Below are 5,962 nucleotides of genomic sequence, written 5' to 3'. Positions count from 1 at the left end.
GAACCCTGCGGACAGGAGTCCGCAGGGCGCGCCCTCGGGGTGTCCTTCTCTTTGGTTACTTTCTCTTGGACAAGCAAGAGAAAGTAACTCGCTCCCCGGCAGGGGAGCGAAACCCCGGCCAAAGGCCGGCCACAACTCGACAGCGCTTCGCTTTCAATCCCCGCTCACAGCTCGCTGCGCACTGCGCTTGCCCGACCTACGCGGGAACGACGAACGGGAGCCACGAGCGAGATAGATGCGTTCCCGCGAGCACCCGCCCCTCACCCCAACCCTCTCCTCGCTCCTCAAAGCCGGCGCCATCCATGGCGCCTCCCCGCGTGCCCCGATGAGGAGAGGGAGCAAGGCATCGCGCTCCACCGAGGGGAGCGGGAGCAAGGCGGTGGGACCGCTATTTCAGGTAATCGAACAGGCTCATCCCCTGCACCTTCGCAAACACCTGCTGCGAAGCCTGCAACACCGTCGACTGCAGCGACAGCTTGCCGATCGCCGAAGCCATGTCCACGTCCCGCACGTTCGACAGCGCGCTCTGGTAAGTCACGTTGAGGTCCGCATACGTGGACTGCTGTTGCTGCAGCATGTTCAGGCGGCTGCCCACCTGCACCTGCGTGTTGCTGACGCCTTCCAGCGCCTGGTCCAGCGACTCGATCTGGCGGTTGAAGACGTTGCCGAGGCCGGTCTGGTCGCCGGTGTGCAGCGCGTCGATCATCTTGCCCAGTGTGGTGAACACGTCCTGCTGCGTGCCGGACTTCACGCTCACCGTGTCGCCCGCCGCCGGCGTGCCGCTCAATGCCAGCGTCATGCCGTTGAAGCTGATGCTGCCGCCCTCCTGGTAAGTGCCGGCGACCGGGTTGCCGCTGGCGTCCAGCAGCGGATTGCCGCTGCCGTCGGTGGCCGTCCAGTTGCCGTTGGCGGCGAAGGTGATGGTGTAGTCGGCCGGGCCGCCGGCGGTGGCCACGTTCCATGCGGCCGGGTCGCTGACGCTGTTGCCGCCCACCACCAGGCTGCCGCCGTTGCCGCCGCCCGCGCTGGCGACGAAGTCGCCGTTGCCGGCGGGCAGGTTCAGGAACAGCGCGCTGCCCGGGTCGCCGTTGGGCACCGACAGGCCGCTGCCGATGGCCGCCCGCTGCTGGCCGTCGTCGCCGGCGTAGCTCACCGAGCTGTCGGCGTTGAGCGTGAACGGCGTGGTGGTGGTGGCGGTGCCGGCGAACAGCGCGTTGCCGTTGGCGTCGGTGGTGTTGGCCAGCTGCACCAGCTGGCTGCGGATCTGGCCGAGCTGGGTCGCCATGTCGTCGCGGTCGGCCTGGGAGAGGGTGCCGTTGATGCCCTGCACGGCGAGCGTACGCGCCTGGTCCAGCAGCGAGGTGACCGAGTTCAGCGTGCTGGTCTCGGTGGACAGGCGCGTATTGGCGCCGTCGATGTTGCTGCTGTACTGCGCGGTGGCGGCCAGCACGTGGTCGAGGTTCACCACCTGCGCGGCGCCGGCCGGGTCGTCGGAGGCCACGCCGATGCGCTTGCCGCTGCTCACCTGCCCCTGCGTGGCGCTCAGCGCGCCCTGCTGGGCGAGCATGGTGCTCAGCGATTGCTGGTACATCCAGCTGGTCGAGAGTCGGATCATGGCAAATAGTCCTTATGCCTGGAGAGCGCCGATCAGGCTGCTGAAGAGGGTCTGCGCGGTGGCGATCACCTGGGCGGAGGCCTGGTAGGCCTGCTGGAACTTGACCAGGTTGGCCGCCTCCTCGTCCAGGTTCACGCCCGCCCCGCTCTGCTGCGCGCTCACGGCCTGGTTGTACAGGCTGGTACGGGTGTCCAGCTCCGCCGCGGCCTGGCTTCCCACCGAGCCGATGGTGCTGGTGAGGCTGGCGTAGGCGCCCATCACCGAGGTCTTGCCGCCGTCGAGCATGCCGGTGTCGGCCAGGGCCGCCAGGCTCAGCGCGTTGCTGTTGTCGTTGAGGCCCTTGTTCTTGCCCACGGCGAAGCTGTCGCCCGCCGCCGGCGCACCGCTCAGGGTGAGGCTCCAGCCGTTGAAGCGGATCGGCTGGCCGGCGGTGTAGGTGCCGCTGATGCTGTTGCCGGCGCTGTCGGTGACGGTGTACGCGCTGGCCGAGGTGAAGCTGACGGTGGCGCCGTTGAAGAGCTTCGCGTCGGCGGCGTCCTGCACCGCGACCGCGGCGACCTTGCCGCTGCCGGCGTTGCCGCTGCCCGCGCTCGCCGCCAGCGCCGCGGCCGCCGCGATCTTGGACGGGCTGGTGGTGGCGACGGCGAGGCCGACCGCCGCCTGGCGCGTGGGCTGGATCTGGTAGCTGTCGCCGACCTGGGCGGTGCCGGCGACGGCGAAGCTGAGCCCGTCGGCCGACAGCGTGCCGTCGGCGTTGGCGGTCAGTGCCACGCCCTGCCCGGCGGTGGTGCTCAGCGTCCAGCCGTTGGCCGAGGGCGCGGTGGTGTTGCCGGTGTACTTGAGCACGTAGTCCGAGGTGGTGAGCCGGGACGCATCGGTGACCGACGCGCTCACCACCGGCGCCGCGGCGCTGTTGTTCTTCGAGGCCAGCACGGCCGGCCCCGGCGTGGCGAAGAGCGCCCCGCCCTGCGCGCCGTCGAGGTCCAGCCCCTTGGCCTGCTGCGCGTTGACGCTGGCCGCCAGCGCCGTCGCCGCCTGGCCGAGCCGGTTCTGCACCGGGTCGAGCACCTGGCTGCGGTAGTTCAGCAGGGCGCCGAGCGTGCCGCCGCCGAGCTGCCCGCCGATGTCGTTGCCGGTGGCGTCCACCACCACGTTGCGGGTGGCGTCGTAAGGGTCGCTGCCCAGGGTCAGCCCATAGGCGTTGCTGCCGCTGACCAGCGGCTGGCCGGAGCTGGCGAACACGCTGACGGTACCGTCGCCCTGCGCGCTGGTGGCGATGCCGGTGTAGCCGGCGAGCTGCTTGATCAGCTGGTCGCGCTGGTCGAGCAGATCGTTCGGCGGCCCGCCCGTGCCGGCCTGGCGGATGCGGTCGTTGAGGGCGGCGATCTGCTTGGCGGTGGTGTTGATGCTGTCCACGGTGCTGCCGATCTGGCTGTTCACCTGGCCCTGCTGCTGCGCGAGCTGGCTGCCCAGGGTGTTGAACACCGCGGTCAGCGACGAGGCCTTGCCGAGCAGGGCCGTGCGCGCCGAGCTGTCGTTGGGCGTGTTGGCCACGGTGGCGAAGGCGCCGTAGAAGGTGTCGAGCGCGCCCTGCAGGTCGCCGCCGTTGGCGAGCAGGCCGTTCAACGCGCCGGCGAGGTCGTTGGCGGCGGTGGCGCCTTGCAGCGCGCTGTTGCCGCTCCACACCGCCTGGGACAGGTACTGGCTGTAGGCGCGCTGCACCGACACCACGTCCACGCCGCTGCCCACGGTGTAGCGGCCGTTGCTTTGCGCGATGCGCTCCACCTGCGCCACGCTCTGGCGGCTGTAGCCGTCGGTGCCGGCGTTGGCGATGTTGTTGCTGACGGTGTTGAGCGCCGTCTGCGCGGCGCCGAGCCCGGAGACGCCAATGCTGAGCATGTTGGACATGGGGAAAGGTTCCGGTGGTTCGTTTACTCAGTCGGCGCGGCGGCGCCTTTCTTGAGCGCCGCGAGGGCCTGGCGCATGGCCGGGCTGTTGGCGATGGCCGCGATCTTGGCCGCGTAGCCGGGGTCGGTGGCGTAGCCGCCGTCCACCAGCGCGCGGGCGAAGCCGAGCACGTCGTCGCCGTGGCCGCGCACCGGCGCGTAGCGCGGGCTGCCGGCGATCAGCTCGGCGTAGTCGGCGAAGGAGTCGGCGGGCGACTCGTAGGCGCGGAACTGCGCCTGCCGGCGCACCGCCACGCCACCCTCGAACTCCAGCGTCGGCACGTTGACGCGGCGGCCGTCCCAGCCGCCGCCGGCCTTGATGCCGAACAGGTTGAAGCTGCTGCGGCCGTCGCCGTGGCGCGGCATCGCCGTGCCCCAGTTGGTCTCCAGCGCGGCCTGCGCCAGCACGGTGCGGATCGACAGGCCCAGGCGCTGCGCGGCCGCCTGCGCATAGGGCGCCAGGTCGCGCACGAACTGCTGCGCGTCCTGCGGCAGCCAGCTCATCGCGGCGCGGCCGGCCGAGCGCGCCGCGTCGGCCACCGAGTCCAGCCGCCGATGCCAGTCGTCCGCCTCCATCGCGCCGGCGGATTCGGCCGCGTTGATAGCGGCCGCGCCGCCCTCGCCGGCCTTGCCGCCGAGCTGGCGCACCAGCATGTCGGCGATGCCCAGGCCGCGGCCGCCGCTGGAGAGGTTGAGCGAGAGCTGCTGGTCGAACAGGTCGCGCCAGGCATCGCCCGCCTGGCTGCCGAAGAGATCGTCGCCGAAGCTCGCCTCGCGCATCGACTTCAGCATCATCTGGGTGAAGATCGACTCGAACTGCTTGGCTACCGCCGGCAGCGCGGACTTGGCATCCGCCTGCGCGGCGTGGCGCATGGCGTCGAAGCCGGACAGCTCGGTCCAGGTGCCGACGTTGCGCGCCGCGCTGTCGATCATCGACGCCATCAGATCACCACCAGCTCCGCATGCAGCGCGCCGGCCTGCTTGAGCGCCTGCAGGATGGAGATGAGGTCGCTCGGCGCCGCGCCCACCTGGTTCACCGCGCGCACGATCGCGTCCAGGCTCACGCCGGGACCGAACTTGAACATGTGCGCGCCGTTCTCGCTCACCTGCACGTCGCTGCTCGGCACCACCGCGGTCTGCCCGCGCGAGAACGGCGCGGGCTGGCTCACCAGCGGCTGCTCGCTGATGGTCACCTGGATCGCCCCGTGCGCCACCGCGGCCGCGCTCACGCGCACGTCCGAGCCGATCACCACGGTGCCGGTGCGCGAGTTCACCACCACGCGCGCGGGGGCGTCGCCCGGCGTCACGTCCAGATCCTGGATGGCGCCGAGCCAGGCCACCTTCTGCGACGGGTCGCGCGGGCCGCGCACGGCGACGGAGCCGCCGTCGATGGCCTGCGCGGTGCCGGCGCCGTAGGCCTGGTTCACCGCGCGGGCCACCCGCGCCGCGGTGGTGAAGTCGGGCGTGTTGAGGTTGAGCACGATGTCGCCGCCGCCACCGAAGGCCGAGGCCACGCTGCGCTCCACCGTGGCGCCGTTGGGCACGCGGCCGCTGGCGGAGATGTTCACCTGCACGCTGGAGCCGCTGCGCCCCTGCGCGCTCACCCCGCCCACCACCACGCTGCCCTGCGCCATCGCATACACGTTGCCGTCGGCGCCGCGCAGCGGCGTCATCAGCAACTCGCCGCCGCGGATGCTCTTGGCGTTGCCGATGGAGGCCACGGTGACGTCGATGGGCTGGCCGGGCTTGGCGAACGGCGGCAGTTCGGCGGTGACCGTCACCGCCGCGGCGTTCTTGAGCATGGGCCGCGCATTGGCCGGCACGGTGATGCCGAACTGCTGGAGCATGTTCTCCAGGCTCTGGGTGGTGAACGGGGCCTGGGTGGTCTGGTCGCCGCTGCCGTCGAGGCCGACCACGAGGCCGTAGCCGATGAGCTGGTTGCTGCGCACGCCGGCGACCTGGGCGAGGTCGCGGATCTTGTCGGCGTGGGCGGGGGCGGGGGCGGTGGCTGCCAGCAGGGCGAGCAGCAGGCTGGCGCAGGCTCCGGCGAGGCGCCATGCCCGGTTCTTCTTCGCCGCTTGCGGGCCTGACGCCTGGCTCTCTCTCCCCGCCAGGGAACGCGCGGTTTTGCTCCCTCTCCCCATCGGGGAGAGGGTTGGGGTGAGGGGCGGGTGCTCGCGGCAGCCTGGCTCGCGACGTGGCTTTTGCTCGTCGTTCCGGCGCAGGCTGGACAAGCGCGCAGCGCGCGGAACGTCTGAAGGACGGCCTCGCAGTGACAAGTTGAGCGAGTCACCCAGCGCCAAGCACATGGCGTGAACCGAAGCGTCAACGCGACCTGGCTCGCCTGCGGCGGGCTTTCGTCCGCCTGCCGGCGGCCGAGTTACTTTTCTTTGCTTGCCCA

4 protein-coding genes are annotated in these 5,962 nt (G+C 71.1%); all 4 read right to left on the bottom strand.

Going from position 1 to position 5,962, the window contains the following annotated elements; translation table 11 throughout:
* Positions 1 to 388 precede the first annotated feature (388 nt).
* Genes flgL through ACH65_RS16845 form a run of 4 tightly spaced genes read right to left on the bottom strand, consistent with a single transcriptional unit; the run spans position 389 to position 5,705 of the window.
* On the bottom strand, positions 389 to 1,615 hold the full coding sequence (flgL, locus tag ACH65_RS16860) for a flagellar hook-associated protein FlgL (RefSeq protein ID WP_082190388.1): 1,227 nt from the start codon (positions 1,613 to 1,615) through the stop codon (positions 389 to 391).
* 12 nt (positions 1,616 to 1,627) lie between these two features.
* Positions 1,628 to 3,523 carry a flagellar hook-associated protein FlgK gene (gene flgK / locus ACH65_RS16855; RefSeq protein ID WP_049623791.1) on the bottom strand — a complete coding sequence of 632 codons (1,896 nt, stop codon included), beginning with the start codon at positions 3,521 to 3,523 and terminating at the stop codon, positions 1,628 to 1,630.
* A gap of 23 nt (positions 3,524 to 3,546) precedes the next feature.
* Entirely contained in the window at positions 3,547 to 4,503 is a 957-nt protein-coding gene (flgJ, locus tag ACH65_RS16850) for a flagellar assembly peptidoglycan hydrolase FlgJ (protein WP_082190387.1), read from the bottom strand.
* A complete protein-coding gene (locus ACH65_RS16845) occupies positions 4,503 to 5,705 on the bottom strand; it encodes a flagellar basal body P-ring protein FlgI (protein ID WP_082190386.1) in 1,203 nt (400 codons plus the stop codon). The genes flgJ and ACH65_RS16845 overlap by 1 nt, the downstream gene beginning before the upstream one ends.
* Positions 5,706 to 5,962 lie beyond the last annotated feature (257 nt).

Origin of the sequence: Frateuria defendens, from assembly GCF_001182895.1 — a bacterium.
GTDB lineage: Bacteria > Pseudomonadota > Gammaproteobacteria > Xanthomonadales > Rhodanobacteraceae > Frateuria_B > Frateuria_B defendens.
Note: the sequence above shows the minus strand (reverse complement) of the source record. Positions and strands in the feature narration are given on the sequence as shown.